A 26,789-nucleotide genomic window follows, 5' to 3' on the forward strand; every position below is an offset into this window, starting at 1 on the left:
ACATCGGAGAAAACATGTCTTCCATAGGAGTTGGCTTAAGAAAAGAACATTATCCATATCTAAGAAAGGGAGAGCCTGTTCGGATCTCTTGGTTCGAAGCAATCACCGAAAATTATATGGATACCCAAGGTCGTCCCTTGGAAATGTTAGAGTCAGTCCGCAAAAATTTTCCTGTGGCTTTACACGGAGTCTCCTTATCTATTCTGGGCGGTACTTTTCCTGATAAAAAATATATACAAAGATGGAAGGAGCTTATCCAAAGAATAGATCCATTTATAGTTTCTGACCATCTTTGTTGGACAGAACAATCCGGAAATTATCTGCACGATCTTCTTCCTTTTCCATTTACAAAAGAATTTTTAGAATTTGCGATAGATAGAGCTCAACAAGTCCAAGAACTTTTAGGAAGAAAGATCTTATTAGAAAATGTTTCCACATATTTGAGTTTTCCCCAGAGCGAAATGACTGAATGGGAATTTATCTCTGAACTTTCTAAAAGAAGCGGGTGCGGGATTTTATTAGATATTAATAATATATATGTAAATTCCATCAATCATGGATTTTCAGCGCAAGAATATCTAAATTCTATTCCTTGGAAGAATGTGGGCCAGATCCATTTGGCAGGACATACAGATACTGGAGAATTTTTATTCGATACTCACTCTAGGCCGGTTGCCAAAGAAGTTTGGGATCTATTTTCTTCCTTTGCGGAAAAGATCCGAGGGATTCCAATCTTACTCGAATGGGACGAAGACATTCCAAGTTTTCCAGAAATGGAAGAAGAAGCACTCAAAGCAAAATCTATCTTGGGATCTCTAATAATATGAATCCAGAAGAATTCAGGAAAATTTTTTCAAGTGTACTTTTAGGAAAAGAAGAAGGTCCGCTATTGTCGGATCAGATCCTGCCCGGCGGGAAATTAGATACTGATTCTGCAATTGCAGTCTATCAAAACGCTTATAGTGCAAGGTTTACGGATGCACTTGGAGAAAAATACGAAACAGTTTGGCGAGTCCTAGGAGACGATGACTTTTTTGAAACAGCAAAGAACTTTATTAAGGAGAATCCATCACATTCTTATAACCTATCAGATTATGGAGAAAAATTTCCCGACTTCTTGAAAGAGAATTTTCCAGAGCATCCAGTTTTGGCAGAAATCTCAGACTTTGAGTATCAAGTTTTTGAAATATTCCATCTTCCTAAAAATGAAGGAACCAATTTGCAAAACGGTTTGCCTCAAGGAGAAGCAGAAGATCTAAAGATTAGTTTTCATTCTTCTATTTTATTTTTAGAATATTCTTATCCGGTTTATGATCTTTGGAAAACTGAAGATCAGGATAAACTTCCTGAATTTTTAAATCAAAAAAAACAATATCTCGTCCTGGGAAAAAAAGGATCAGATTTATTCGTATCGGAACTAGATGAATGGGAATGGACTTTTGGTAAAAGTTTGCAGGAAGGAAAAACTATTTTAGAGTCTTTGGAAATTGCGGGAAATCCCCCGAAAGGACTCGGATCCATTTCAGAATTCCTCTCGGGGATGACTATAAACGGTTTAGTAATCCAAGTTAACTCTTGAATGTGCCTTTCTTAGAATCACATTCTTTTTTAGTAAGAGAGATCCAACCTTCTCCTTTGCAGGAATTTTTTCCAGCACAGCTATGTCCTTTTCCTCCACAGTCTCCGGTTCCCTTGCAAGAATTGATGCCGTAACATTCTCCCTTTGGCTCTTCTGTTTTTGCTTCTTTCTTTTCAGCCATAACTCCTGTGGTAAATAAACCAGTTAAAGCTGCGCCTATGATCATACTTTTTGTCAGATCGTTCATGCTTTTGTTTCTCCAGACGAATTAATCTAGATCGAATTCGGATCATTCGATCTGTTTTTATTTCGTTGGATGGATTGGATGGTTACAGGGGAAAGAGAAAAGAAGAGAAAGATCGGAAATATCGGGACCTTCTCTCGAAAGTCCCGATTGAATAATATGAATTATTCTGGAAGTGCTTCGCCTTCAATACGGATAGAAACTTCTTCTCCGATCAAAAGTCCGCCTTTTTCTAAAGGTTTGTTCCAAGCGATATCAAAATCAGCTCTTTTGATCTTAGTTTCTGCTTCGAAACCTAGGTGAGTGTTTCCCCACGGGTCTTTTGCAGAACCTGCAAATTTAACATCTAAAGTAACTGGTTTAGTCACTCCTTTGATAGTTAATTCTCCTTGGATCTTTGCAACTCCACCTTTTTTAACTGTAGCTTTTTTAGCTTTGAAAGTAAGAGAAGGATGATCTTCAACATTGAAGAAATCTTTTCCTTTTAGGTGTCCGTCTCTTTTCTCATCGTTAGTGTGAATAGAAGCTGCTTTGATAGTTACGTCTAGGTCGGTAAGAGTGCCAGTAGCTTCATCGTAAGAGAATTTTCCGCTGAAGTCTTTAAAACTTCCGGATACGTTAGAAATGGTAAGGTGTTTGATCTTGAAGCCAACGCCAGTATGAGCGTTATCTAATTTGAAATTTCCAGCTTGAAGACTGCCGAAAGTTAAAAGCACCAGAAGGCTAGGGATCAGATAAAGTTTCGTTTTCACGAGTGAATTTCTCCTTTGAGAATGTTTGGGTTTTAGACTGATCTGCCGGTGTAATTATTGAAATTACAAGTAAAAATACAAAATTTATTTCGAAAAAGGGAAGGGTGGGTGTTTGTACCGGCAAGAATTCGTTTCATAAATTAGGGGGTGGGGGATGCTTGCCTTCGATCATGAAAACAACTGGAATTTCAAAAGGATTCTTTCTATTTAGCGCAATTTATTTCGCGATCCTAATTTTACTAAAACCTTGGGAGGCACTTTTTTCAGATCAGTTTTTGAAATACCACCAAGCGTATTCCATGTTCCAATCCGGTTTCAGCACCGAAAATTTGATCTATCCTTCTTTGGATCTAGATCCGACTTACAGTTATTTTCTTTGGAAAGCACCGATGGTTTTCCAGATCGGAGATAGAATGATCGGTCAATATCCGATCTTTCTCACACTTCTAATTGCTCCATTTTTAGTTTTAGGTTGGGTTCCTATCGTTTCCATTTTGATGGGAATATTCAATCTTATCTCTGCTTATATTTTGAGAAGGTTTTGGGATCTTTCCTGGTTCTGGCTCGCATTTACTTTTTTCGGGACTTATATCTTTTTGATGGGACCCGAACTTTCGGAACATCCTCCTCTTCTTCTTTTAGAATTATTAGGGCTCACTTTCTTTTATAAAACAGAAGATAAAATTTTGAATAAGCTGATCGGAGGTTTTGTTTTAGGACTTGGAGTTTGGTTAAGATTAGAAGTCCTGATCTTTTTTGTGATCTTCTGGGGGAGTGGTTGGATTGTTTTCGGAAAAGATTGGTGGAAAAAATCTTTTTGGTTCTCTGTATCTTTTTCAGCTATAGTACTTCTACTTTTCTTATTTCATACATTGGATTACCAACATCCAATCGGACCTAGATATTTCCAAAATTTTAATACTGGCGAAGACCAAGGGACGGTTCTGTCCAGGGCATTCACAATCCTGATCGGGACTTATTCCATGCCAGGGCTTTTGATCTATTTACCGATACTTCTTCCTCTTCTATATTTTTTTGTGAAAAAATCCAAAGAAGGAAAGATCCAAGCTTCTTTCACTCATTTAGGGATTAGCGCGTATGTATTCATTATACTAATCGCTTTCCTAGCTCCAAACGATGGTGTTTCCAATTGGGGACCAAGATATGTAGGACTCGCATTGATCCCGTTTGTTTTGGTTTTAAAAGAAGTGACTGAAGTTTTGGGATGGAAGCTTGGAAAATCAGGCAAAAACTTAGCATTTTCTATTTTAGTAATTTATTCTTTTACAATGACCTTGGCCGGATTTGTAAATTATCAAAGAAGTTCTAAAGAGATAAGGTCAATCCGTTCTATTTACAAGGATTCTCAAGCGTCTAGTTTATTATTCTTGGATGATGTTCTTTGCGGATCTATCGGACCTTCTTATTTCCAGAAGAGAGTATTATGTATTCATAATGAAACTTCTGCCCAAGGAATGGATACTATAGTATCTTTTCTTTCTAAAAAACATCCTGGTGAGAAGGTGGGATTTATTTCTTATTCGGATGCTGTGGTGGAATACGCTGCAAAACTTCCTGAATCGAATAATATTTTAATGCATAAATATCGCATGAAAGTATTAGCAGAGGCGGCGATCCGTCCTGTTTGGCTGGAATTATTTGGTCATGCTTGGAAAGAGGGGGAAGTGAAAACGAAAGGTCTTTGGGAATATCGAGAATACGAAATTCCCAAAGAGATGAATGGAATATTAAGAAAATAAATTGTATCTTAGGATACAGTAGATTGCTCTAAAGCCGTCTTTCCAACCTATCTTTTTACCTTCTGCGTAAGTGCGTCCATAGTAAGAGATCCCTACTTCGTAAACGCGAATGTCTGGGATCTTTGCAATTTTTGCAGTTATCTCAGGTTCGAATCCGAAACGATTCTCTTTAATATCGATTCCTTGGATTACTTCTCTACGGAATGCTTTATAACAAGTTTCCATATCAGTCAGATTAATGTTCGTGAACATATTGGAAAGAGTGGTAAGGAATAAATTTCCTAGACTATGCCAGTAGTAAACGACTCGATGAGGTCTTCCACCCATGAATCTGCTTCCGAAAACTACGTCTGCTTTTCCTTTGTAAATCGGATCGATCACATCTGGAATTTCAAACGGATCATATTCAAGGTCCGCGTCTTGTACGATAACTATATCACCTTTGGCAGCTTTGAATCCCGTGCGGAGTGCAGCGCCTTTTCCCTGGTTTTTCTCGTGGAATATGAGCTGGTCCACCAACTTCTTAAAAGGAGCGGTTTGTAGGAGTTCCCTCGTTCCGTCCGTGGAAAAATCGTCCACAAGGATGATCTCTTTATCCTTGTATGGGACCTTCTTTACGGTTTCTAGAATGTTTTTGATGGTCTGTTTTTCGTTATAACAGGGAATTACAATAGAAAGTTTCATTTAGCGTCCAGACCGACTAAGTCGCTCATCCGGAAATCCCGGATGATATTTTCGGCTTTAACGATTATTTTTTCCAATGCGATGCCGAAAAGTAAATTCTTATACGCTTCCGAAGCTTTCGGATAGTCTCTATCGCTGACTTGTACGGTCATTCTGTCGCTGACCCTGTTTTTCTCCACACATTCTAGAGCGGTCTTTCTGAGTGCTGCGAGCGCGATACATACTTCTTTCAGAATGTTCTGGGAATCCCTTTCCATTGCGGATTGGTTCCCGTTCGCATCTAATAATGCCTTAATATGTTCTGAGATACGAAGAGAAGGCATCCCTCTTTTTGTAACTCCGACCCTTTCGATCATAGAGATACTATCTTGGAAGGCAGAATATTCAGGAGTTCCTCTGAATATATGGATTAGGACAGGAAGGTCAGTTTCTGCAAATGCAGTCATAGCCCCGTAAAAAAATCTCATTTCCGGTCTGGCTAATGGATGGAAATCCACCTTTTGGTATTTGGAAAGTTTTTCCTCTTGTTCGTCCAGGATACGATTGATCGTTTCTCCCTTAGAGGCGTTCCTTCTTTCAGTAAGTTCTTTATGTTTAGTTTTGATCTTTTCCAGAAAGTCTACTTCGTCTTTTAGGAAATTGTCCAGATTTCCCCTATGTTTTAGGGTTTGGATATAACGATCCTCAAAACCTTTGGCGTCGAAAACTTTAGGACTTTGTTTGGACCCTTCCCGGTATTCGGTTCGGAGTTTTTCTACGATTGTTTTTATCTCTTGATCGCTAAGTGCCATGCAAAAGGTTTCTATCCTTCGCTATCGGCCCATTTTTGCAAGGAGATAAGTAGTCCACCTATATCTTCTGAACAATATAATAAGGCGCTTCTGGCATCCTTATACATCTGTTGTTGGTTATATGCTACTTGTTTTAGGTGGTTCTCATTCTTAGTATTTAGTACGTTTAAGGCGTTCAGGACCATTTTTTTGACTTTTCTAGTCAGGTCCAAGAGAAGTTCCTGCATTTCCCAGCGGATCACTAATTTTAATTTTTCGATATCAGAAGTTTTGGACTGCAGCGCCTGTTTACGATGAGATTCGTACTTCGCTATATAATAGGTGATGGATCTAGGATAAGAAGTTAACTCTTTATGATAATTTAATATCTTATCCAACTTTTGGAAGAATTCTATATCGAATTCTCTTGCTAGGTTGCCTACTATGTTTTTGTTCTCCGATGGATCTCCAGTAGCTTCGAAAATTTTAGAATTTCGAATATTATTTAATACTGATTCGATCCTATCTTTGATCTTCTGGAATTGTTGAACGCTATCTTCGATATATTTTGTTTCTCTGTTGGAGCCAGCTTCTATATTTTCTATAAAGACCGGAATATCTTCTTTTCCAACATTAGAAGAAAGCCCTGCATCTGATATATTCAGATCTACTTTCGAAAGATCGAATATATCATTTTGGACAGAATTCATTCTGGCCGAAAGATCTGGACCTTCAGAAGGAGTGATATCTAATTCTTTTGGAGTGTTAGGAATATAAGCAGGTTTTTCTGAATTTGCAGAGCTTGGCTTAGTATGTTTTGTTTTTTCCGCCAGGTTTTCTACCCAGTCAGCACTTGGATGTTTTGTACTTTTAAGAAGATTGGATAATTTCTGTAAATCTAAAGGATTGGATGTAGCCTTAGGATTTACTCTACCTAATTTAGGTTTATTTGCTTCTGCTTCAGAAGCTTTTTGAAGAGTGATACGAATGATCTCCGCCTTTCTGCTTTCTTTATTAAAACGAACGGCATAACGGTTCCCGTTCCTATCCAAATACTTGGTTCCTAATTGAGCCAAAGAAAGTTTATTAGGATCGATCTCGTCAATCGAGTTCACGATGATATAGTCTTGTGCTTGTCTTGATATCATGCGAGGCGTCCTGGGTCTTCCTATAGGACGTATAATTAATTTCCAATCTTTCGAATTACAAAAAATAGAATAAAAATCCTTGCAAGCAAAGCAAAATTTTTCTTCAGACCTTAGTTTAGGAAATTTATTTCAGACATACCTCGTTTAAGGTAGAGGCGCGGTTTAACCTTACTGTTGGAACTTCAGCAAGGCAGTTACAAAACTAATTACTTAAGTGCGAATAACGCAATCGTCAAATTCGAAATGGTTTTTTGTATGTAGCGTTGGGTTGGGCGTATCCGCCGAGACATGGGCGGATCTTCGCTTTGTTTGGCACGTCGCTCTTTCTCACGCAAAGCCGCTAAGAAGAGAAGATTTTTGAATAAGTTAAGTAAAAGGCTCTTTTCAGCTTCGCGACTTCGCGTGACAAAAGAAAGGAATACCAATAAATCCGGCTCGAAGAGTTGCAAATAAAGTAGGCCAATACGGAAATACTCTGTCCAACAAACCTCTCTGTGTTCTTCGTGCGGACCAAAAGATATAAAAGCTCGTTGACAGGCTGCCTGGGTACGAAAATCTGGGCTCAATCCCTGAATAGGAAGTAGAGATCCTTGGCGAATATTAAATCTTCAGAAAAAGATATCCGTAGAACGAAACGCAGAAATGCGGCGAATTCTCAAAACAGGAATCGCCTTAGGACCCAAGCTAAAAAGATCCTTAAAGCGCTCCAAGACGGAGAAAAAGACTCCTTAAAATCTTTGTTCGGACAATATGCATCTCTTCTGGACAAAGCTGCGAAAACCAACCTGATCCACTCTAAAAATGCTGACCGCAAAAAGAGTCGGATGGCATTGCGTATCAATCAGGCTGCAACCGCATAATAACCGTTTTCATAACGGGCGATTAGCTCAGCTGGGAGAGCGCCTCCCTTACAAGGAGGATGTCGGCAGTTCGATCCTGTCATCGCCCATGTTCTCATCCCAATTTAAAAAACATTCCTCGGAATCATGGCTCTAAATCCTCAAAAACCGGTCTTCCAACATCCGGATTTGATGGTTTCAGTGTCCGGAATCCGAGGAATTATTCCCACCGGATTAAGTCCCGACGTAATTTTCCATTCACTTATGGCTTTTGGGTCCAGACTCAAAGGAAACACAGTAGTCATCGGAAGAGATTCTCGTCCGAGCGGCGCTTATATAGAAAATATCGCGATCGGGATTATGCTCGCAATGGGCAAAAAAGTCATTCGTTTGGGGATTGTTCCTACACCTACTGTTAAAGCAGTGGTTGCTCAGTCAGGAGCCGCTGGCGGGATCATGATCTCCGCTTCTCATAATCCAGTGATCTGGAATGCGTTTAAGTTTATCGGGCCTGGTGGTTTTTTTACAAACTCAGAAGACTTAGAAGGCCTTTTAGATCTGGTCCGAAAAGAAGATTATAAACCTTTCCAATTCAAACCGAATACAGATGTCGAAGATGGAACCGATAGGATCCAAGCTCATATAGATTCCGTTTTGGCTCGAGTGAATGTATCTGCGATCAAACGTAAAAAGTTCATAGTATTTTTAGATGCAGTCAACGGCGGGGGAAGCTTCGTTTTACCTGAATTGTTAAGTCGCTTGGGTTGTAAGGTCATTTTGCAACATTGTACTCCCGACGGAACATTTCCTCGTCCACCTGAACCTACACCTGATGCACTCAAACAATCTTCTCGTCTGATCAAAAAATCTAAGGCAGATATTGGCTTTGCTTTGGATCCAGATGCAGACAGGCTTGTGGTTTTATCTCCTAAAAAAGGAGCTATTTCAGAAGAATTAACTCTTCCTCTCAGCTTTATGTCCTACCTTGCTTCTAACTCTATTCCTAAGAAAGCATCCATCACCGTGAACCTCTCCACAAGTTTTGTGAATGATTGGGTCGCGGACTCTGTTGGAATTCCGACTTATCGATCTAAGGTGGGAGAAGCAAACGTTGTGGCAGAAATGATACACCGTAAATCTGTTTTTGGCGGAGAAGGAAACGGAGGAGTCATTGATCCGGCGATCCCTTCTTTCGGAAGAGACTCTCTTTCGGGGGTGGCTCATATACTGAATCTGCTTGCCCTAAAGGGGGAAGATGCTGAAACTGTGATAGGTGGTCTTCCTGCGGTCCATATGCGCAAGATTGCCTACAAGATCGCGGGTCAGAAGACGGAGCAGATTTATTCTAAGTTTCGCAGCGCCTTCTCCGAATATAAAGAAGATTCGAGAGACGGATTACGTTTAGTGAATCATGACTCTTGGATACATATTCGACCTTCGAATACCGAGCCGATCCTCCGGTTGATTGGAGAAGCCAGAACCAAAAAGGATCTGGAATCCCTTTTAAATAAAGCCGGAAAGATCATGGAGAATTCATAATATATGTGTGGAATCGTAGGATACGCTGGCGATAAGAACGTAGAATCCGTACTCATAGTAGGGCTCATCGGTTTGGAGTATCGTGGATACGATTCAGCCGGGATTGCAGTTTTGGATAGAGGAGAGATCCAAGTCCGTAAACAAAAAGGCAAAATTAAGGATCTGGAGAATTACCTAAAGGAACATCCAATCCGAGGTAATGTTGGAATTGGTCATACTCGTTGGGCGACCCACGGTGAACCAAATCAGATCAATGCTCACCCTCATACAGATTCCAAAGCTACTGTTGCAGTAGTTCATAACGGAATTATAGAAAATTATTCAGAACTCAGACAAGAACTCAAACAAAAAGGTTTCGTATTCCATAGTATGACGGATACGGAAGTTCTTCCCAATCTTTTGGCAGAGAGCAGAAAAAGAGGCTTATCCAATAAGGATGCTTTTTTAGAATTATTTAATAGAGTTCATGGGAAATGGGCCATCGCAGTTGTATTCGATAACGAGCCGGGCAGAGTGTATTTTGCACAAGACGGCGCACCTTTACTTTTAGGAAGAGGAAAAGAAGAATACTATCTTGCTTCTGATATTTCTCCTCTAACTAGGAACTGTAGAGAAGTTTATTATATTAACTCAAAAGAATGGGGATACTTTTCAAAAACCGAATGTAAAATTTTCGGATTCGATGGTTCCGAGAAGGAATTTGAATTTAAAGCACAAGATATTAAATTCGAAGACGTAGATAAGGGCGGTTATCCGCATTATATGATCAAGGAGATCCACGAACAACCTGGGATCTTCCGCAGGATCATCCAGTCTCGTATCGGAGAAAGTGGAGAGATCGAATTTCCTGAAAGTACAATTTCCAGAGAGATGATGTCCAAGGTAAACCGTATCATCATCCAAGCAGCAGGAACTAGCTACTATGCAGGAATGCTCGGAAAACATTATCTGGAAAATTTTGCAAAGATCCAAACTGATACCGAAACTTCTTCGGAGTTCCGTTATAGAAACCCTGTGGTAGAAGGTGATACTCTTATCGTAGGAATTTCTCAGTCAGGAGAAACTGCAGATACTCTTGCTTCTCTTTTAGAAGCAAAAGCAAAGTTTATCAAAGTTCTTTCTTTGGTGAATAATGTGAACTCCACAATCGCAAGAGAATCAGATTCATTCATTAGAACTGACGCTGGTCCTGAGATCGGGGTCGCGAGTACAAAGGCATTTACTGCACAGGTAATCAACCTTCTTCTTTTTTCATTATACGTTGCTCGCTTAAAATGGATCGTTTCCGACGAAGAGCTTAAAACTTTAATAGAAGAGATCAGACTTCTTCCAGGCAAAATGGAAAGAATTTTGTCTCAGGCACATATTCTAGAAAGATGGGCCGCAGATTTTACTAAGACCAAAGATTTTGTATTCTTAGGCAGGACTTACAACCATCCAGTCGCTTTGGAAGGCGCTCTGAAATTAAAAGAGGTCTCTTATATTCACGCTTCTGGTTATGCAGGCGGGGAATTCAAACATGGACCGATCGCACTTATCACAAACGAAGTGCCGGTTGTATGTATCGCGACCAAATCCGAAATTTACACCAAAATGCTTTCCAATATCCAGGAAATTAAGGCCAGAAATGGGATCATGATCTCCATCGTAACCGAAGGGGATAAAGAGGCAAAAGAGCTTTCAGACTACTGTTTTGAAGTTCCGGACTGTCCGGAAATTTTAAGTCCGATACTGAATGTTCTTCCTCTCCAACTTCTGGCCTATTATTCTGCCGTGGCTAGGGGTTGTCCTCCGGACCAACCTAGAAACCTAGCAAAGTCCGTCACAGTGGAGTAGTGAGCGTGGGCAGAATTCAGAGAATTTGGATCGATGAGAGGGAAACTCCTCCCGGTTTGGGAGCCTTAACCAGAATTCGGTCTTTCTCAGAGATTCGAGACGGGGTTTTAACTCCACTCCAACGTTTAAAAGAGCAGTATCCTGATTCTAAGATATTGTATTCTCATTCAAACCCTGCATTCGAGAAAACATTCTTCGAAAGAAATCCTAAGATAACTGAGTATGATGATAAGGATGTAGATCTAATCATCCGTCCTGAGGAATTCCTACCTTGGAAATCCTTGGAGTCTGTGGGTAAAAACATAGACCAAGATCTGGAAAATCATAAGGATCTTCGCAAATGGGCCCGCAAACTTAAAGTAAAGTCCGGTGATTTCCAAGTAGTCGGAAAATCCAAACACGTTCATATCCATCCTTCTGCTAAAATATATCCTGGCGTGGTTATAGATGTAACTTCTGGGCCTGTGATCATAGATAAGGATGCAAAAGTAACTTCTTTCAGCTTTTTAGAAGGTCCCTTATATATAGGCCAAGGTACTCATGTAGATAATGCTCGCATTACCGGAAACACTTCCATAGGGAATGTGTGCAGAATAGGCGGAGAAGTGGGTGATAGTATTATATTAGATTTTACGAATAAACACCACGAAGGGTTTTTAGGACATTCTTTGGTGGGAAGTTGGGTCAATCTAGGCGCATTATCTACTACCTCCGATCTAAAAAATAATTATGGTGTGGTCAAGATCAGAGAAGAACATACCGAAATCACGACAGGTTCCATCAAATTCGGTTCTATCATTGGAGATTTTTCTAAGATAGGTATCGGAGTGATGTTGAACACAGGAACAGTGATAGACTTTGGATGTAACGTGGTTTCTTCCAAGGCGAGCGGTTATCTTCCTCCTTTTATTTGGGCAGATGGGCAACCTTATATCTTAGATCTATTCCTTCGCGATTCACGCAAGATCATGGCAAGAAGGAACAGAGAACTTTCTCATTCCGAATCAGAACTTATTAGAATTTTATACGAAACCAAGGTCCGGAAATAAAAAAGGACCGGAGGCTCCATGGAAGTTTTGGAATCGCGTATTAGTACGTCTTCCCCTGAATATAAAGAGAATTTCAAAGACCTTTCAGAGAAGGTCGCGGATTTACGTAAACTTCTCCAAAAAGCCGGACAAGGCGGAGGAGAAAAATCCATCCAGAAACATAAGAGCAGAGGAAAGCTCACTGCAAGAGAAAGGATACAGGGATTAATAGATCCAAATACTCCTTTTTTAGAATTCTCCGCATTGGCTGGGGAGAAGGTTTATGCAGACGACGTTCCTTCTGCCGGTATCGTAACTGGGATCGGTAAAATTTCAGGAACTCCTTGTGTGATCGTTGCAAACGACGCAACAGTGAAAGGTGGAACTTATTATCCACTCACTGTCAAAAAACATATTCGTGCGCAAGAGATTGCACTCGAGAATCGTCTTCCTTGTGTTTATCTTGTGGATTCAGGTGGAGCATTCCTTCCGATGCAGGATGATGTATTCCCTGATAAATGGCATTTTGGTAGGATCTTTTATAACCAAGCAAATCTTTCTAGGATGGGAATCCCTCAGATCTCCGTCGTAATGGGAAGTTGTACTGCAGGTGGTGCATATATTCCTGCGATGTCAGATGAGTCTGTGATCGTAAAAGGAAATGGTACGATCTTCCTCGGTGGACCTCCTCTTGTAAAAGCAGCAACAGGAGAGATCGTTACTCCAGAAGAACTAGGTGGCGCTGATGTTCACTGTAGGATCTCGGGAGTTACAGACCATTATGCAGAGAATGATCCGCATGCACTCGAGATTGCTAGGCATATCGTTTCTAGTTTGGGAGCGAGAGCCAAAAAATTAGAAGAGCAGATCTCTTACGAAGAACCTCTTTATCCCTCTGAAGAGATTTATGGGATCATCCAAAAAGATATCCGTAAACCTTATGATGTGAGAGAAGTTATCGCGAGAGTGGTAGATGGCTCCAGATTCCAAGAATTCAAAAAATATTATGGAACAACGATCGTCACAGGTTTTGCGAATATTTATGGAAAGACTGTAGGCATTATCGCTAATAACGGAGTTCTGTTTTCTGAAAGTTCCTTGAAGGCGGCTCATTTTATCCAACTTTGCAACCAAAGAGAGATCCCTTTACTCTTCTTACAAAACATCACAGGTTTTATGGTAGGGAAGAAGTATGAGAACTCGGGTATCGCAAAAGACGGTGCGAAGATGGTAAACGCAGTCTCTACTTCTGTAGTTCCAAAATATACTGTGGTGATTGGCGGTTCCTACGGTGCTGGAAATTATGGAATGTGCGGCCGTGCATTCGGGCCTAGATTTCTTTGGATGTGGCCAAATGCTAAAATTTCTGTGATGGGAGGAGAACAAGCCGCAAATGTTCTACTCACGGTGAAGCAGGAACAATTGGAGAAGGAAGGAAAATCACTCTCCGAAGCAGAGCAGGCAGAATTCAAAAGACCTATATTAGAAGATTATGATAATCGTTCTTCTTGTATCTATTCTACTGCAAGACTTTGGGATGATGGTGTTCTGGATCCAGCTCGTACTCGAGAAGCTTTAGGTTTGGCGCTGTATTCTGACCTTTCTCCTAAGGGTATAGAACCTTCTTACGCAATCTTCCGGATGTAATTTCCTTCGGAAGAATGATACCTAAGTATAGTTTTTCACTTCTAAAATTTTATTTTTCCGGCAGGTCTCAAAAATCTGCCTAATAAGTACGCAAACTGCTAGGCTGAATCTGGAAACCTTCTCCCTAAACTAAGGAAAAATCTGCCTTATCTATAAATTTGGGTAATTTTTCCTAGATAAAACCTCGTTTCAGGCCTCTATGATTCCTAATCCGATTTTTTAATCTTTTTTTGAACTAATTTTTCACTCAGGTACTCTTCTTGCATTATTTGGATTAAACATATTTTCGAGATGAGATTTGAGAAAATGAAAATTGCCCAAAAACTTATCGCGCTCTTGATCTTAATCGCTCCAGTACTGATCTGGGGTCAAGACGCTACACCAGCACCAGAAGCCGCACCAGCTGCTCCTACTTTGGATAAAGGGGATACCGCATGGATGATCGTGGCTTCCACTTTCGTGTTCTTCATGATCCCAGGACTCGCGCTGTTCTACGGCGGTATCGTAAGATCTAAGAACGTTCTTTCAACAATGATGCACAGCTTTGTTGCGATTCTTGTCCTCACAATCCAGTGGACATTATTCGGATACAGCTTAGCTTTCTCCGGAGATAGTCCATTTTTCGGCGATTTTCAACTCTTCCTGTTGAATGGAATTAACGACGAATCATTGGCAGGAACTATTCCGAAATACATTCACTTCCTATTCCAAGGAATGTTTGCGCTAATCACTCCGGCTCTAATTTCCGGCGCGATCGCAGAAAGAGTGAAACTTTCCGGTTATATTGTATTCATTCTCGCATGGTCTACATTGGTTTATGATCCAGTCGCGCACTGGGTATGGTCTGATAACGGTTGGCTTTTTAAAAAGACTGCATTGGATTTCGCGGGTGGAACAGTGGTTCACTTGATTTCCGGTATCGCTGGTCTTGCTGCAGCAATCGTACTCGGAAAACGTAAAGGAGAAGGTCCTGCACTTATCGCTCCGAACAACTTGACTTACACCTTAATCGGTGCGGGATTCCTATGGTTCGGATGGTTTGGATTTAACGCAGGTTCCGGTCTTGCTGCTAATGGTCAGGCTGCGAGAGCTTTCGTTGTAACTTTAGTTGCTCCGGCAACTGCAGGTGCTGTTTGGTTATTGATCGAATATCTTCACACTAAAAAAGCTACCGCTCTTGGAGCAGCTTCCGGGATCGTTGCAGGTCTGGTTGTGATCACTCCTGCTGCAGGTTTTGTAGACGCTACAGGCGCATTGATCATGGGAGCAATTGTATCTCCTATCTGTTACGGTGCGATCCTTCTAAAAGGTAAACTTGGTTACGATGACTCTTTGGACGCTTTCGGAATTCACGGAGTTGGTGGAGCTATCGGAGCGATCCTTACGGGTGTATTCGCACTTTCGAATTATATTCCTGAGGGAGTTACTCGCGGAGACCAGATTATCGTTCAGATTATCAGCGTTGTAGCAACCGGTGCTTACTCTATCGTAGTATCCTTGATCTTAGTGTTTATCATCGAGAAAACAATCGGATTCAGGATTTCCGAAGAGAAAGAGATTGCCGGACTCGATTCCGAGATTCACGGAGAAAAAGGTTATATTATATAACCTTTTGAATTTATACATTAAGTAAAGGAGAGCATATGAAATTAATCGTAGCAATTATCCAGCCCCATAAACTGGAAGAGGTTAAAGCGGAGCTTACTAAGAATGAAATTTATAGACTTACCGTAAGTGACGTGCAAGGCTACGGGCAGCAAAAAGGAAAAACTGAAGTATTTCGTGGACACGAATACCAAGTAAACCTTCTTAGAAAAGTAAGATTGGAGATCGCGGTAAACGACGAGTTCGTAAAACCTACCGTAGATGCGATCTTAAAAGCTGCCAAAACTGGCGACGGAAAGATCGGAGACGGAAAAATTCTAATTCTTCCTCTCGAAGATGTAATCCGTATTCGCACAGGAGAAAGAGGAAGCTCAGCGATTTAATTCTTCCCCAATACGAGTCGAAACTAGCTTCGGGGTCGGTGATTTACCGGCCCCATTTTTATGTACGAGCTTACTATCGTTTGTTTTTTGTTAGACGATATTATTCTAAAAGTATATATCTAATCCGTGTTTCTTATGATTAGATTTCTAAAATACATCGCTGTAGCATTTTACACGACATTCCTGTTAGGATGTTTTTCTAATTATCAATCTGCATATGTAAGCAATGGAGCAGGGATTAAGATAAGATCTGCTCCTAAACTTTCTTCTGAAAAGATGGGAACGATCCCGTATAAGGGAGAAGTGAAAATTTTGGAGAAGGACCAAAGATTAGCGCATATAGAAGGGTTCGAAAATTATTGGTACAAGATTAAAAGTGAAGAAGGAGAAGGTTGGGTTTTCGGAGGTTACCTAAGTTTTAAACATCCAGATTTTTTGCCTCCAGGTTCTAATTCCTATACTGGACTAGTTTATCATCATCCTATCCGATCTATAAAATTAATTCGCACTCATATTATAAATGAGGGCTTATATCTAAATATTTATCAGGCAGATCCAAAACATATTTTTGCGTTTTTAGAAAGTAAGAACCAAATCTCCCAAAATATAACCGAATGGAGGATCTTACATGCTATCACATTGGATATTCCTCAAAAAGACGAAGAGATATTAAACAGAGTTACTGCTCAATGTTTTACTCCCGGTTTAGATGGAAAAGAAGTCATACTCGCAATCTTAAAAATACAAATGCGTAAGACTGGAGTAACTATCGGAAACCATTATGAGGTGGCTCTAGATAAATTAAAGATTCGCAAAGCATGGACCCTAAGCGAGGACGAATTGTTTTTACAACCTATTCTGAAAACCAAAGGTATTGAATGTACGATCTTCGATCCTGGAAATCAGTTAAAGGCGATTTCGGAGTGAAGGGATTAGATCTACGAAATGGGATAAGTTATAGAAAAAAATAGAATTTGAGTTCGCGTTAATACATCTGAAGGATGCCTTGGAGGTATCCTTTGAAACGAAAGTTCATCTTTTTTCTTGGGCTCATTTTTATAATATCTGGGACAATTTTCCTCATTCGATCAGGTCATCTTAATTATTCCCCAACTAACCTAAAGAGCAAAAAGACAGTTTCTCAAGTTCTGGAACTCACGGAAGAATACGTAGATCTTAAATACAAGAAACAATTCTTGGATAAAGGAATTGCTTATTAAAGGTGTAAGGTCTTCTATTGAAAGTTCAAAGGTCCCTCCGTTTCCGGGAAATCTATAAATTATAAAACAGAGATAGTGATGGTTGAACATTGGGACAATATCCCATTTGAGATAAGAGCGAAAATCCATACAAAATTTTTCACCCTCAATTTCTAATTCGCACTCATATCATAAGAGAGGCCTTGTATTTATAGAAAGATGACCAAGGTCGTATCTAAATCCCCTGAGGCATTCCAGTATTTAAAACGTATTTTAGAATATTATTTTATCAAGAATTTCTTAATTAAAATACCTTGACATATACTTTCATATCTCTAAAAGAAATAAACCTATTCAATAATGGATAGAAGAAGGTCAGTCTTGAAATTTCTAATTATTATATTTTTTGCAATTATTACATTCGGTTGCGTCTCGAGGCCGGGAGGGCAAAATTCCCAGACTATAAATTACGAAAGCAAAGGAAATTTGCAATCTTTCGAGCCTGTTGGATGTGTAAGTATTTCTGATCTTAAGAACACGAATACTCCTGCAGATCTATTACCGGGAACTCGTTTATGTTTGGAGAAGGATGATTTTGAACATGCTGTGGAACTTTTTGCCGTTGCCGGGATTTATGGCAGATTTGATATTCTAAGAGTTAATGATAAAACAGCTCATCAGGCAATTACAGTACTACTGATGAATAATCTAACAACCCTGGATGCAGACCGTAAAAAAGCATTCCAGGACTATATGAAAAATAAGCTACAACCCGGGTCGAATGAACTTTTATCTCTTTGCAATCGTGTCAAACTACTCGGACCTCCGAAGTATAATCCTGTTTATATGTTACAACATGGGATTAGCGCTTTCTCGGGCATAGGTGGTGGTTTGAAAACGGATTTTGATCCGACGTTTGCTTGGAATTCTTCCCTTAGTAGTTATCTACATTGCCCATAAAGAAACTTTTAAAGAATGAATAATAAAACTCTATTATAGGGATTGGTCTTCGCGTCTACAGAGCGGCGGTCCCTATATTTTAAACTTTCAATCTGACAAAACTATCTCTGCCGGACAGATCCTTTTTCAGATCTGCTTCGGAATATCCTAGAGAAAGTGCAGTTTCCTTCAGCCAGCCTGAATAACGCGGATGAGTTTCTAAATACAATCTGCCTTCTGGTTTTAATTTTGTCTTTGCTTCTGTTAGGATCTTAGTATGAAATCCTTGGAAATCAGAAACGAATAATGCAAGATGAGGTTCGTAATCTATTACATCCGGCATGATTGTAGACTTATCTGCTTCAGGTATATAAGGAGGATTAGAAACGATCAGATCAAATTTGGTCTCGTTTGGAATAGGGGAGAATAGATCTCCTTGATAAATTTCAAAACTTTTTTCTGTATTTAAGATTTCTTGAATATTCTTACGATTGATCTCTAATGCAGATTCAGAAGCATCTGTGAAGGATACTTTCCATTCTTTTCTGGCCTTGGCTAGGCTGATCCCGATACATCCACTTCCGGAACATAGGTCCAGAACTTCTAAATTGTTTTCTTTATTGGGATATTCTTCTAATACCCAGGCGACTAATTCTTCTGTTTCTGGTCTCGGGATAAGGACTGATTCATTTACGTGGAATTCTGAATCGAAAAATGCCTTCTTCCCTATGATATAAGCTGTAGGTCTGAATTTGGATCTTTGGACGATCCTTTCTCTATATTCGTCTTTTTCTGTCGGAGAGAGTGGTCTTTCAAAATCAATATAGAGTTTAACTCTTTGGATCTTGAGTAGGTCTGCGAGTAATATCTCCGCGTCCAATCTTGCAGAAGGTATGTTTTTCTTTTTTAGAAATTCTTCCGATTTCTTGAGTAGGTTCAGAACGTTGTCTTGGGAATCTGCCATGATTTGATGGTGGCCCCGAGAGGATTCGAACCTCCGACCAAAAGTTTAGGAAACTTCTGCTCTGTCCACCTGAGCTACGGGACCATTTTAGAACGCTGGTTTTCTTTTAAGAAGGTTTGCGCTTCTGGGAGACTATTCTCTGGAAGTCGTTAATATTGTGAATTACGATTTTGTCGGAGTATATCTCGATTTTACCGCTTTTAGCAAATTGGTTCACAACCTTCTGGACTTCTCCCACCGGTTGGGCGCACCAATCTGCGACGTCTTCTACAGTTACGTTGAGCACGACCTCTTTGAATTCAGTATGTGTATGCATTTTTTCATACAACATTAAGAATACGTCGGCTACTTTACCGATGATATCATCCAGTAATAGGATAAGTAATCTTCGTTTTGCATCGTAAATCCTTACGGAGAATATTGTTAGGATCTTAAGTGCAAGTGTAGGGTTCTTGGTCATCAATAGTTCGAAGTTTGCTCTATTGAAGTTAAGAACTTTCACTTCTGAAATTGCGATTGCAGTCGCACTTCTAGGTTGTTCTTCTAAGATCGCCATTTCTCCGAAGATATCTCCTTGTTCTAAGATATCTAAGGTTTTGATGGAATTCCCCACAGTTTTAGTGATCTTTACCTTTCCGGCCTGGATCAAAAAGAAATCGTTTCCTGGTTCGTTTTCACAGAATATGATCTGGTTTGGTTCGAAAGTTTTTCCGAACTTTGAGAACATTGACTCGAGCATTAAATCCATTTAGGTGCTGAGCTCCTTGGCTTTTTGGCGAGCCTTTTGGGAGAGACTGTCTCTTTCCGGAGGAAGTAATGCTACCTTGCCGAATAACATTCCTGCTCTCTGACGATCTCCTTGTTGTTCCGCGATCTCTGCCAAATGAAATAAAGACTCTTTTACTGATTCTCCGGATGGATGCTTTTTAATATAAGCGGAGAAGGTATTGCTCGCAGTATCTAAATTGTTCAGCTTTAGGAAACAAACTCCCATTTGGAAAAGTGCATTGTCCACGAGCTTCTTCTCGCTATCATATTTGAAGTCAGTGCGGACCATCAGATCTTTGAAGATAGCAGCTGCTTCTTCAAATTTTCCTACGTTCAAGAATGTATGAGCACGGTTATAGAGAGAAGTAATTGTATTGTCTGTGCCGGCTCCCAGATTCGTTTTCTCAGTAGCAGGCTTCATAATATTCTGCAGATTTTCCTGGGACATAGGCGCTCTGGTAGAAGCTGCATCGTAAACTAAAGGAGGCATATTGATAGGGTAAGGAGTTCCCTTTCTTGCTAGGTCTTGTAGCTCGGTTGCTCTTCCTGCATAAGGCCCGCTAGGATAATGTTCCAGATATTTTCCGAATCCGTAAGCTGCGTGTTCGAAGTTATTGTTTTTATAAAATACTTCGGCAACGTTCATTAGCTCGAATGCAGGGTTTCTAGCTTCTGCCTGACCCAAGATCTCTCTCAATTTTTTGTGAACGAGTCGCAATTGGCTAGAGAATACCTTCATCATCTTTAAGATGAGATGGGTTTTTTCTGCTACGAATGTTTCGAAGTCTGAAAGTTTGAAAACTAGGACGGTTGCTCCGCCTACAACCTGAGCGGTCTCTTCCCTAGGATACTTTCCGAGTGCGGATTTGACTCCGAAAAATTCTCCCAGTCTTACATCTTCTTTTACTTCGTAACCGGAATCGATCGCGGTGTACGTGAGAACGACTCGACCTTGTCTGAGGACATAGATATCCTCCGATCGATCTTTCTCGAAGTAAATAATAGAACCGCCTTTATAAGTTCGGATTATGGGCCCAGCCAAGACCGTTACCTTCCACTCTAAATCTCACCCGACAGGAAAAAATGCCAAATCCTTTTTGTAACCAAGGGCCCGGGTGACCGATTCTAGCAACCCTAGGGGGTCTCCTGCAAGGTATTTATCGGTTCCGGCGATCTTAATTTCGCGCCCTGTCACACCAGTTTCGTCAAAAAAATCTTTCAAAGAAAGGTCGCCGTAGGAAGGTCTCCCATCCTTTACCACCAAGCGTACGGACTTAAGATCCGCGCTGCAAAGTGTTTGGTAAGCGTCTTCTTTTTCGGAAGAAAGAACTAAAAGATCCGCCTTTTTTCCGATTTCCAATTTGCCCAGATCGTTCTCTACCCGAAGAGCCTTTGCAGGATTTTCAGTGACCATCTTAAAAACAATTTTAGGATCCAATTCTTTTCCATATTCTTTGGCAAAAAATTCTCTGGCCACTTTGATCTCTTGGAAAATATTTATGGACCCTGACATTGGAGAATCCGTGCCCAAACTCACGTTGATCCCTGCTTCCAGGATTTCCTGGATTGGAGCAGTTTTACCAAACATAAACAAATTGGACTCAGGACACCAGACCAAGTTTGCCTTTGTTTTCGAAACTGTTTTGATATCTTCTGGATCGAAAGCTATCCCATGGACGAGTACAGTATTTTCTCCCAAACAACCAATAGAGTTTAATTCTCTTAGGGCGTTTTTGGATTCTTCGTCGAATCCTTCAGAGATATGAGTTACGAAAGGAAGATTCCCTTCTTTTGCTCTTGCGTATTCTATCTGTGGGCCATCTCCCCAGCCAAGAGAATAAGAACAAATACTATGAGAAAGAGTAAAACGTTCTAAGATACGAACTGGAGATTTATCTAAAAAAGGTTTTTGGACGAAGTGGGGGATATGATCCAAAACGGAAGTCACACCACTGATCAGATTTTTATAAGAACCTAATAGATAAAGCTGCTCAGGCTCGAGTTGTTGTCTTTCTGCATAAACTACAGAAGATTTGAGATCGTTGTCCCAAGGAAGCCAATTCAGATAAGGACGGTTTGTTCCAACTTTGGGAAGATATGTGCCAAGTAAATGATCATGAGCATTAATCAGTCCTGGATAAACGAAATTCCCTCTTAGATTGATACGGATAGGCAGAACATCTTTAGGTATCCCGGAGGAGATAGAAGAGATCCTTCCGTCCTTAATACGGATAGTTGCATTCTCCATTACTCCTTGAGGAGTTACGGCCTTAGAATTTACAATTTCCCATTCCATTCAGTGCAAAAACCTAATATACTTAATAGCCGCGATCAGTATTTCAAAAGTGGGATCGGATCCACAGCCTTGGTGCCTTGGTTGATCTGGAAATAAAGCCCTTTGCCTTCTTCCAATTCACCTAAGGAATCTCCCGTTTTTACCGTCTCGCCTTCTTTGACAGAAACGGATCTGAGATTTGCATACACGCTGGAGTATCCACCTTTATGCTCTAAAATAATATATTTCCGGTAACCGTCCATTTGGTCCAGTACAACTACTTTGCCGGACCGGATCGGATGTACATCCTTATGTCTGCTTGCCTTAAACAGAACTCCCTTGTTCGGGTAAAAAGATAAATTAGAGTAAGGAAGCGAAACAGGAGGAAGTACTTTTAAAGGAGAATGGAACTTAGGTGCTCCGGAAGAAGGCAGGTCTTCAGGGAGATTTTTTTCGATCTTAGAAGAGTAGGATAGGTTTTGGGGAATTTTCAGTTTTTCTCCCACCTTCAAACCTTCGTTTTCTTTTTTGCCGTTCCATTCTAGAAGCATTCTCCAATCCAATTTGTACTTTTGGGAGATAGAAAATGCAGTCTCCTTGGGTTGGACAGTATGGATCTTTAATTGAGTTCCTGCGGAAGTTATTTGAGAAGGAAAAGAAATGAGCAACATTGCGAAACATATCAGACGAATGAAATGGAACTCCCGCATACTCTAAAATATCGGCAAATTTCGCTCTCCACCAAAAAGAAAAGGGAGCCGGATTGGCTCCCTTTTTTCCAAAAAGAAGAATGTTCTTAAGATCAATCTTCGTCTTTGGAGTTCGGTTTGTACTTTTTCATCAATTCTTCTGCTACGTTTCTTGGAACAGGAGCGTAACGAGAGAATTCCATGGAGAACTCCGCTTTTCCTTGGGTAGAAGAACGGATCACAGTAGAATATCCGAACATGTCAGAAAGAGGAACTTCAGCTTCCACTTTGCAATATCCATCTTGCTCAGTGGTGTTTAGGATCATTCCTCGTCTTTGGTTCAGGGAAGCAAGGATTGGACCTTGGAATTCCGCAGGACCGTCAACTTCTACTCTCATGATAGGCTCAAGGATCTGAGGATTTGCTTTGCTGAAACCTTGGCGGAATGCATAACGTCCTGCGATCTGGAATGCCATATCGGAAGAGTCCACGTCGTGGTAAGAACCGTCGTTGATGGTCAGTTTTACCCCGATGATAGGGAATCCGATCATACTTCCACGATCCAAACAGCTCTTGAATCCTTTATCTACAGAAGAGATAAATTCGCGAGGGATTGCTCCTCCCACTACGCTGTTTACGAATTCGTAATTCTTATCTTCTTCCAATGGGATTGGCTCGATGAATCCAGCAACACGACCGAACTGACCTTGACCACCCGTTTGTTTTTTGTGCGTATAGTCGAAGTCTGCGCGAGCAGTGATAGTTTCACGATACGCAACCTGAGGAGCGCCAGTGATCAGCTCTACTCCGTATTCCCTTCTCATCCTTTCGATATAAACTTCGAGGTGAAGTTCTCCCATTCCTTTGATGATGGTTTGTCCGGATTCTTGGTCTACGTGAGTTTGGAACGTAGGATCTTCCTTGGTAAAGCGGTTAAGAGCTTTTGCAAGGTTGTTCAAGTGTTTAGATTCTTTAGCTTCGATTGTAAGAGAGATTACCGGAGCAGGAACGAACATGGATTCCATGGAAACGTTCATTTTTCCGTCAGTAAAAGTATCCCCGGAAGCACAATCGATACCGAATAATGCGATGATATCACCAGCTTCTGCGTAGTCGATATCTTCCATCTCGTCTGAGTGCATACGACATAGACGACCAACGTTATGTTTCTTGTTGTTCGACATGTTGTAGATGGTCATACCTTTTTGGATCTTTCCTTGGTAGACACGGACATAGGTCAACTGACCATAACGTCCGTCCTCAAGTTTGAACGCGAGGCAAACGAGTGGTTTGTCTTTATCAGAAGGTAATACAACTTTTTCGGATTCGTTTTTAACGTCCAAAGCGGAGTTAACTACGTCCACAGGAGAAGCAAGGTAATCCAAAACTCCATCCAGAAGTTTTTGAACTCCTTTGTTCTTGAAAGCGGAACCCATGAAAACTGGGGTCAGTTTCAAAGCGATCGCTCCATTGCGGATCCCAGTTTTGATTTGCTCTACAGTAGGTTCCCCTTCCAGCATAGCTTCAGTCAATTCGTCTGAGAACATAGAAGCTGCGTCTAAGAGTTCTTCTCTCTTCTTCTTAGCAAGTTCTTGTAATTCAGCAGGAATCTCTTTTTCAGTGATTTCCATTCCGTCTTTTCCTTCGAAATAAACGGCTTTCATCGTAACTAAGTCTACGATCCCTACTAAGTCTCCTTCGAGACCGATTGGAATTTGAACTGGAACAGCATTATGTTTTAACTTCTCGCGTAATTGGTCGATCACACGGAAAGGGTTTGCTCCAGTACGGTCTAACTTATTAATAAAAGCTACACGAGGAACATTATAACGGCGCATCTGTCTGTCCACAGTGATGGACTGAGATTGAACTCCAGAAACTCCGCAAAGAACTAAGATAGCGGAATCCAGAACCCGTAAGGAACGCTCTACCTCAACGGTAAAGTCCACGTGGCCCGGAGTATCAATGATGTTGATAGTATAATCTTTCCACTGGCAGTAGGTAGCTGCGGATTGGATGGTAATTCCTCTCTCGCGCTCTAATTCCATACTGTCCATTTTTGCTCCGACCCCATCTTTACCGCGAACTTCGTGGATCGCATGGATACGGTTAGTATAGAATAGAATCCTCTCGGTCAGAGTGGTTTTCCCTGAATCGATATGGGCGGAAATTCCGATGTTCCTAGTTTTTAGGAGTTTTTCGGTAGGTTTGAAGTCCGCAACTGCAGTGCTCATTGAGTCCTCTTTAAAAGTTCACACGGAAAATCCAATTATACTCTTTAACGGAGCAGAATAGAAACTTTACGTGGATACTAATCTGACTGGGTTCCCTAGGTAAAGGAACCCTAATTCTTACCAATTTTCGGAAAGGGCCGCGTTTGTAAAGATCGTTTCCAAGAATGGATTGCCGATCCTGGCTTGTATAACCTGTTCTTAGATAAAATATAGATTACAGTTTCATTCTGATTTAGGAACCAATTCACGTTTGCTTCCAATACTAGGAAATTCATTGCCCCGGTTTGCCAGGGTCAAAATAGTTTCTGAAAGGGTAGTTTTGCCCTTATACATGGGCTCATTTAAGTTCTTCAAAAGAAACGTAAACCGAATCGCCAGGGCATTTTTGCTATTATCAGTAGCAAGGATCCTTTGTCTAGCATTTGCAGGAGCGATCTTGGTTGGGTCCTTTATGATCTATGCTTCGGAAGAAGGTAGGATCTCCTACGCAGATTCATTCTATCTGTCCGCTTCAGCCATTTGTGTAACTGGTCTTACTACTGTTACTATCAGCGAGCTCGCATTCTCCACCCAAGTCATTATCATGTTCTTATTCCAGATCGGTGGATTAGGAATTATCACATTTACAGTTCTAGTTGGGATCTTAGTGGTTCGAGGACTTTCCAGAAGTACTCGTATCGCTTCATTTGTATTCGAGGCAATTGATTCACATGAATCGGCAGATGGAAAAAGTACAAACGCTCCTTATGTTCGAAGGATCTTATTATCTATTCTGAATATATCGGTTTCGATAGAATTGGTCGGTGCATTTTTACTATATTGGGCAATGCCGGAAGATCTAAGCGGATTGCCTGGCGATCCAAACAGAGTTTTTTTAAGTTTATTCACTTCTGTTTCTGCATTCAATAACGCAGGATTTTCGATTGTAGATGATCTCTCATTCTTATCCAAAGAACCACTCTCTCTTTTGGTGGTAGAAAGTTTGGTAGTAATGGGAGGTATAGGCTTCCCAGTTATTTTATTCTTTGAAAAAACATTACTCGAAGCATTCAGAAATGTAATGCATAGGGTAGAAGTAGTCATGGAAACTTATCTAATGTCCCGAGCGTTAGAAGAAGGTAAAGAACCTTCTTGGATCTATCTTGTATTGATCCGTATGTCTTTTTGGGCTGAGGAAAGACTCGCTCTTTATAGAAAGGCATTAAAGGGAGAAGCCAACAGGATCCAAATGAAACTTCTACTTTATGGAACTATAATATTGGTCCATGTGGGTGGGATCGGAGTATTATTATCAGAATGGGACAATCCTGAAACAATCGGAAAACTGGACTTCGTAGATAAACTATTCAACTCCTTCTTCCTTTCCGTATCTTCTAGAACTGCTGGATTTAATACATTCGATCTTTCTGAAATGAGAAGCCCAACTTACGTTCTTCTTTGTTCTTTGATGTTTGTAGGAGGTGGTCCTCAAGGTGCCGCCGGTGGAATTAAGATCACAACGTTTGTAATTCTATTAATGTATTTGCGAAATGTGATCAGTCCTCAGGCAAGAGTGACCATCATGGGAGAAGAAGTTTCTAAAAATTCGATCGCGATCTCCACTCGGATCTACTTTTTAGCAACGATCTCCATCGTATTCTTTATGTTGGTGATCACGATCGCAAACGGACATAGACATGGAATAGAGGAAATCTTTTTCGAAGTCATGTCTGCATTCGGAACAGTTGGATTAACGAAAGGATTAACTCCTTATATCACTGGAGTAGAAAAGTTTTTATATCCTTGTATTATGTATGTGGGAAGAGTAGGAGTGTTCACTCTTCTGATCGCATTTACTGGCCATTCTGGATTAGGAACCTTAGGCGCCCAGGACGATGGAGTCAAGATCCAAGTAGGATAAACAATCT

At 40.6% G+C, this 26,789-nt stretch carries 24 protein-coding genes and 2 tRNA genes; 14 read left to right on the forward strand and 12 right to left on the reverse strand.

What is annotated here, in order from left to right:
* Positions 1-14: 14 nt before the first annotated feature.
* Together bufB and EHQ52_RS09875 are read left to right on the forward strand one after the other, a co-directional pair.
* Positions 15-827 (forward strand): MNIO family bufferin maturase, encoded by an 813-nt coding sequence (gene bufB, locus EHQ52_RS09870; RefSeq protein WP_135615024.1) that lies wholly within the window; start codon positions 15-17, stop codon positions 825-827.
* Complete coding sequence (locus tag EHQ52_RS09875; RefSeq protein ID WP_135615025.1) at positions 824-1,579, forward strand: HvfC/BufC N-terminal domain-containing protein; 756 nt, start codon at positions 824-826, stop codon at positions 1,577-1,579. Before bufB ends, EHQ52_RS09875 begins: the two co-directional genes overlap by 4 nt.
* Here the strand turns inward: EHQ52_RS09875 and bufA2 are convergent.
* Both bufA2 and EHQ52_RS09885 read right to left on the reverse strand, forming a co-directional pair.
* Entirely contained in the window at positions 1,569-1,826 is a 258-nt protein-coding gene (gene bufA2, locus EHQ52_RS09880) for a BufA2 family periplasmic bufferin-type metallophore (protein WP_100705733.1), read from the reverse strand. The genes EHQ52_RS09875 and bufA2 overlap by 11 nt on opposite strands.
* A gap of 161 nt (positions 1,827-1,987) precedes the next feature.
* Positions 1,988-2,575, reverse strand: a complete 588-nt coding sequence (locus EHQ52_RS09885) for a YceI family protein (protein ID WP_135615026.1) — start codon at positions 2,573-2,575, stop codon at positions 1,988-1,990.
* Positions 2,576-2,745: 170 nt separating this feature from the next.
* Between EHQ52_RS09885 and EHQ52_RS09890 the strand changes: the two genes are divergently transcribed.
* Positions 2,746-4,335 (forward strand): LA_3751/LA_3752 family putative glycosyltransferase, encoded by a 1,590-nt coding sequence (locus tag EHQ52_RS09890; protein ID WP_135615027.1) that lies wholly within the window; start codon positions 2,746-2,748, stop codon positions 4,333-4,335.
* On the opposite strand, the gene EHQ52_RS09895 is transcribed toward EHQ52_RS09890, so the two are convergent.
* Genes EHQ52_RS09895 through EHQ52_RS09905 form a run of 3 tightly spaced genes read right to left on the reverse strand, consistent with a single transcriptional unit; the run spans position 4,324 to position 6,937 of the window.
* Entirely contained in the window at positions 4,324-5,019 is a 696-nt protein-coding gene (locus EHQ52_RS09895) for a glycosyltransferase family 2 protein (RefSeq protein WP_100709045.1), read from the reverse strand. The two genes, EHQ52_RS09890 and EHQ52_RS09895, sit on opposite strands and share 12 nt — an antisense overlap.
* Complete coding sequence (locus EHQ52_RS09900; RefSeq protein ID WP_135615028.1) at positions 5,016-5,810, reverse strand: hypothetical protein; 795 nt, start codon at positions 5,808-5,810, stop codon at positions 5,016-5,018. Before EHQ52_RS09900 ends, EHQ52_RS09895 begins: the two co-directional genes overlap by 4 nt.
* Before the next feature lie 11 nt (positions 5,811-5,821).
* Positions 5,822-6,937, reverse strand: coding sequence for an LIC_10450 family protein (locus EHQ52_RS09905; RefSeq protein WP_135615029.1), 1,116 nt, complete (start codon positions 6,935-6,937; stop codon positions 5,822-5,824).
* Positions 6,938-7,527: 590 nt separating this feature from the next.
* Between EHQ52_RS09905 and rpsT the strand changes: the two genes are divergently transcribed.
* The 10 genes from rpsT (at position 7,528) to EHQ52_RS09955 (ending at position 17,973) form a co-directional block, all read left to right on the forward strand.
* Positions 7,528-7,797 carry a 30S ribosomal protein S20 gene (rpsT, locus tag EHQ52_RS09910; RefSeq protein ID WP_135615030.1) on the forward strand — a complete coding sequence of 90 codons (270 nt, stop codon included), beginning with the start codon at positions 7,528-7,530 and terminating at the stop codon, positions 7,795-7,797.
* Positions 7,798-7,813: 16 nt separating this feature from the next.
* A tRNA-Val gene (locus EHQ52_RS09915) sits at positions 7,814-7,886 on the forward strand.
* Between the two features lie 37 nt (positions 7,887-7,923).
* Entirely contained in the window at positions 7,924-9,315 is a 1,392-nt protein-coding gene (gene glmM, locus EHQ52_RS09920; RefSeq protein WP_135615031.1) for a phosphoglucosamine mutase, read from the forward strand.
* Positions 9,316-9,318: 3 nt separating this feature from the next.
* Entirely contained in the window at positions 9,319-11,151 is a 1,833-nt protein-coding gene (glmS, locus tag EHQ52_RS09925; RefSeq protein WP_135615032.1) for a glutamine--fructose-6-phosphate transaminase (isomerizing), read from the forward strand.
* A gap of 5 nt (positions 11,152-11,156) precedes the next feature.
* Positions 11,157-12,200 carry a GlmU family protein gene (locus EHQ52_RS09930; protein WP_135615033.1) on the forward strand — a complete coding sequence of 348 codons (1,044 nt, stop codon included), beginning with the start codon at positions 11,157-11,159 and terminating at the stop codon, positions 12,198-12,200.
* Positions 12,201-12,218: 18 nt separating this feature from the next.
* Positions 12,219-13,826 carry a carboxyl transferase domain-containing protein gene (locus EHQ52_RS09935; RefSeq protein WP_135615034.1) on the forward strand — a complete coding sequence of 536 codons (1,608 nt, stop codon included), beginning with the start codon at positions 12,219-12,221 and terminating at the stop codon, positions 13,824-13,826.
* A 306-nt stretch (positions 13,827-14,132) separates the two neighbouring features.
* On the forward strand, positions 14,133-15,434 hold the full coding sequence (locus EHQ52_RS09940; protein ID WP_135615035.1) for an ammonium transporter: 1,302 nt from the start codon (positions 14,133-14,135) through the stop codon (positions 15,432-15,434).
* A 35-nt stretch (positions 15,435-15,469) separates the two neighbouring features.
* Positions 15,470-15,814, forward strand: a complete 345-nt coding sequence (locus EHQ52_RS09945; RefSeq protein WP_008595143.1) for a P-II family nitrogen regulator — start codon at positions 15,470-15,472, stop codon at positions 15,812-15,814.
* Positions 15,815-15,949: 135 nt separating this feature from the next.
* Complete coding sequence (locus EHQ52_RS09950; RefSeq protein WP_135615036.1) at positions 15,950-16,741, forward strand: SH3 domain-containing protein; 792 nt, start codon at positions 15,950-15,952, stop codon at positions 16,739-16,741.
* 758 nt (positions 16,742-17,499) lie between these two features.
* Positions 17,500-17,973, forward strand: coding sequence for a hypothetical protein (locus EHQ52_RS09955; RefSeq protein ID WP_135615037.1), 474 nt, complete (start codon positions 17,500-17,502; stop codon positions 17,971-17,973).
* Positions 17,974-18,052: 79 nt separating this feature from the next.
* Here EHQ52_RS09955 and prmC read toward each other — a convergent pair whose 3' ends face one another.
* The 7 genes from prmC to fusA form a co-directional block, all read right to left on the reverse strand.
* Positions 18,053-18,916 carry a peptide chain release factor N(5)-glutamine methyltransferase gene (gene prmC / locus EHQ52_RS09960; RefSeq protein WP_135615038.1) on the reverse strand — a complete coding sequence of 288 codons (864 nt, stop codon included), beginning with the start codon at positions 18,914-18,916 and terminating at the stop codon, positions 18,053-18,055.
* A gap of 7 nt (positions 18,917-18,923) precedes the next feature.
* Positions 18,924-19,000 (reverse strand) — tRNA-Arg (locus EHQ52_RS09965).
* A 22-nt stretch (positions 19,001-19,022) separates the two neighbouring features.
* The gene (locus EHQ52_RS09970) at positions 19,023-19,664 is read right to left on the reverse strand and encodes a Crp/Fnr family transcriptional regulator (protein ID WP_008594423.1); all 642 of its coding nucleotides are present in this window, start codon (positions 19,662-19,664) and stop codon (positions 19,023-19,025) included.
* Positions 19,665-20,726 (reverse strand): tetratricopeptide repeat protein, encoded by a 1,062-nt coding sequence (locus EHQ52_RS09975; RefSeq protein ID WP_135615039.1) that lies wholly within the window; start codon positions 20,724-20,726, stop codon positions 19,665-19,667.
* A 24-nt stretch (positions 20,727-20,750) separates the two neighbouring features.
* Positions 20,751-21,980, reverse strand: coding sequence for an amidohydrolase family protein (locus EHQ52_RS09980; RefSeq protein ID WP_135615040.1), 1,230 nt, complete (start codon positions 21,978-21,980; stop codon positions 20,751-20,753).
* A 35-nt stretch (positions 21,981-22,015) separates the two neighbouring features.
* On the reverse strand, positions 22,016-22,669 hold the full coding sequence (locus EHQ52_RS09985; protein WP_425269386.1) for an LIC_10271 family cell wall hydrolase: 654 nt from the start codon (positions 22,667-22,669) through the stop codon (positions 22,016-22,018).
* Positions 22,670-22,761: 92 nt separating this feature from the next.
* Positions 22,762-24,882, reverse strand: coding sequence for an elongation factor G (gene fusA, locus EHQ52_RS09990; RefSeq protein ID WP_135615041.1), 2,121 nt, complete (start codon positions 24,880-24,882; stop codon positions 22,762-22,764).
* A 331-nt stretch (positions 24,883-25,213) separates the two neighbouring features.
* Between fusA and EHQ52_RS09995 the strand changes: the two genes are divergently transcribed.
* Positions 25,214-26,782, forward strand: a complete 1,569-nt coding sequence (locus EHQ52_RS09995) for a TrkH family potassium uptake protein (RefSeq protein WP_135615706.1) — start codon at positions 25,214-25,216, stop codon at positions 26,780-26,782.
* The last annotated feature ends 7 nt before the right edge of the window (positions 26,783-26,789 follow it).

Source organism: Leptospira koniambonensis, from assembly GCF_004769555.1.
Taxonomy (GTDB): domain Bacteria; phylum Spirochaetota; class Leptospiria; order Leptospirales; family Leptospiraceae; genus Leptospira_B; species Leptospira_B koniambonensis.

Excerpts from the sequence above, each read along its gene's own strand:
- bufB (WP_135615024.1), top strand. The coding sequence starts at position 15 with ATGTCTTCCATAGGAGTTGGCTTAAGAAAAGAACATTATCCATATCTA.
- EHQ52_RS09875 (WP_135615025.1), top strand. The coding sequence starts at position 824 with ATGAATCCAGAAGAATTCAGGAAAATTTTTTCAAGTGTACTTTTAGGA.
- EHQ52_RS09945 (WP_008595143.1), top strand. The coding sequence starts at position 15,470 with ATGAAATTAATCGTAGCAATTATCCAGCCCCATAAACTGGAAGAGGTT.
- glmM (WP_135615031.1), top strand. The coding sequence starts at position 7,924 with ATGGCTCTAAATCCTCAAAAACCGGTCTTCCAACATCCGGATTTGATG.
- EHQ52_RS09980 (WP_135615040.1), bottom strand. The coding sequence starts at position 21,980 with ATGGAATGGGAAATTGTAAATTCTAAGGCCGTAACTCCTCAAGGAGTA.
- EHQ52_RS09935 (WP_135615034.1), top strand. The coding sequence starts at position 12,219 with ATGGAAGTTTTGGAATCGCGTATTAGTACGTCTTCCCCTGAATATAAA.
- EHQ52_RS09900 (WP_135615028.1), bottom strand. The coding sequence starts at position 5,810 with ATGGCACTTAGCGATCAAGAGATAAAAACAATCGTAGAAAAACTCCGA.
- bufA2 (WP_100705733.1), bottom strand. The coding sequence starts at position 1,826 with ATGAACGATCTGACAAAAAGTATGATCATAGGCGCAGCTTTAACTGGT.
- prmC (WP_135615038.1), bottom strand. The coding sequence starts at position 18,916 with ATGGCAGATTCCCAAGACAACGTTCTGAACCTACTCAAGAAATCGGAA.
- EHQ52_RS09950 (WP_135615036.1), top strand. The coding sequence starts at position 15,950 with ATGATTAGATTTCTAAAATACATCGCTGTAGCATTTTACACGACATTC.
- EHQ52_RS09970 (WP_008594423.1), bottom strand. The coding sequence starts at position 19,664 with ATGGATTTAATGCTCGAGTCAATGTTCTCAAAGTTCGGAAAAACTTTC.
- EHQ52_RS09890 (WP_135615027.1), top strand. The coding sequence starts at position 2,746 with ATGAAAACAACTGGAATTTCAAAAGGATTCTTTCTATTTAGCGCAATT.
- EHQ52_RS09905 (WP_135615029.1), bottom strand. The coding sequence starts at position 6,937 with ATGATATCAAGACAAGCACAAGACTATATCATCGTGAACTCGATTGAC.
- glmS (WP_135615032.1), top strand. The coding sequence starts at position 9,319 with ATGTGTGGAATCGTAGGATACGCTGGCGATAAGAACGTAGAATCCGTA.
- EHQ52_RS09985 (WP_425269386.1), bottom strand. The coding sequence starts at position 22,669 with ATGCGGGAGTTCCATTTCATTCGTCTGATATGTTTCGCAATGTTGCTC.
- EHQ52_RS09995 (WP_135615706.1), top strand. The coding sequence starts at position 25,214 with ATGGGCTCATTTAAGTTCTTCAAAAGAAACGTAAACCGAATCGCCAGG.
- EHQ52_RS09940 (WP_135615035.1), top strand. The coding sequence starts at position 14,133 with ATGAAAATTGCCCAAAAACTTATCGCGCTCTTGATCTTAATCGCTCCA.
- fusA (WP_135615041.1), bottom strand. The coding sequence starts at position 24,882 with ATGAGCACTGCAGTTGCGGACTTCAAACCTACCGAAAAACTCCTAAAA.
- EHQ52_RS09895 (WP_100709045.1), bottom strand. The coding sequence starts at position 5,019 with ATGAAACTTTCTATTGTAATTCCCTGTTATAACGAAAAACAGACCATC.